At 55.3% G+C, this 1028-nt stretch carries 2 protein-coding genes; both read left to right on the forward strand.

Annotated elements, in window-relative coordinates:
* Positions 1-466, forward strand: a 466-nt coding sequence (locus tag H7U20_RS12380) for an effector protein Tle3 domain-containing protein (protein WP_199759458.1), incomplete at its 5' end; no start/stop codon positions are given.
* Entirely contained in the window at positions 459-947 is a 489-nt protein-coding gene (locus H7U20_RS12385; RefSeq protein WP_199759459.1) for a type VI lipase adapter Tla3 domain-containing protein, read from the forward strand. The genes H7U20_RS12380 and H7U20_RS12385, both read left to right, overlap by 8 nt.
* Positions 948-1028 lie beyond the last annotated feature (81 nt).

Genomic DNA, 1028 nt, shown 5'->3' on the forward strand with positions numbered 1-1028 from the left:
GGTCAAGCGCACCGAGACGCCCGATGAGGCGCGGCTACGCTGGCAGCACGAGGAGGTTGAGAAATCCTTCCACGGTTCGATTTTCGGCAGTAGCGGCAACCACGAACACGTCACCGCGTATGACCTCGCCATCGGCCAGGGAACCGCAATGAGCGATCCGAAATTTTATGCCTACCTGTGCGCGGTGGCGGATTGGCGCCTGAAAAAGCCAGGGCGAGGAGGAGCTGAACGGCCCTCGATTGCGCTTTGGGGGAACTTCCTGACGCAATTCGAAACCTTTTTTGATGCTGAACCCGAATGGCGCCAGAAACTGATTGAGGGAAATTGCGACTACTACAGTACCGGTGTGCTTCCTGCCTGTCTGCCCACATTGCCCGCCAAGCTACCGGTCGACGTGGTTTGCGAAAGCCTTGATGGCAGGCGCATGGAGCGGAGCACACCGTCGCCTAAAAAAAATCATGAGTAAGCAACCGACCGCCGTGCAACGGCCGAGCATGATTCGCTACATCTTGGGCTCCATGCTCGCCATGGCGATCCTGATCCCCCTGTGGACTGTCTTTGTTATGTATGTGAGCTATGCCATTCAACCCGAGACCCACTTTATCGAGGAGCAATCGATGAAAATCCATCTGCTTTGGTTTGTGCTCATACCTGTGGCGGCGGTAATGTTGACCGCCGGAACCCGTTGGAAGAATGCTGTGCAGCACACGGAAACGCAGAAGGCCGCGATTGTACAGAGCAAGCCGGTTGTGCCCAACGCGGGTGAGGTGGAAAAGACACGGCGGGAATACGTCCTGGAGGTGATCGGGCTGGGTGTCACGTTGGACAAGTATCGACAGGGGAAATTGTGGGATGCATTGCAACAGGGGAGTCCTTATGTGACGATACGCGAGGACGATCCGAATAAATATCCGTGGAGTGCGCACGACAAGGATGCTGTGGTCTAATTTGCCTGGACACCTCAATAGGTGGAAAATCCACCATCTGAGGAGTGATACATGGCAACAAGAAAGCGAAAGACATTCGAG

The organism is Rugamonas violacea, from assembly GCF_016461825.1.
Taxonomy (GTDB): domain Bacteria; phylum Pseudomonadota; class Gammaproteobacteria; order Burkholderiales; family Burkholderiaceae_D; genus Rugamonas.

Bases quoted from the DNA above. Each gene is read 5' to 3' on its own strand.
- H7U20_RS12385 (WP_199759459.1), top strand. From the start codon at position 459: ATGAGTAAGCAACCGACCGCCGTGCAACGGCCGAGCATGATTCGCTAC.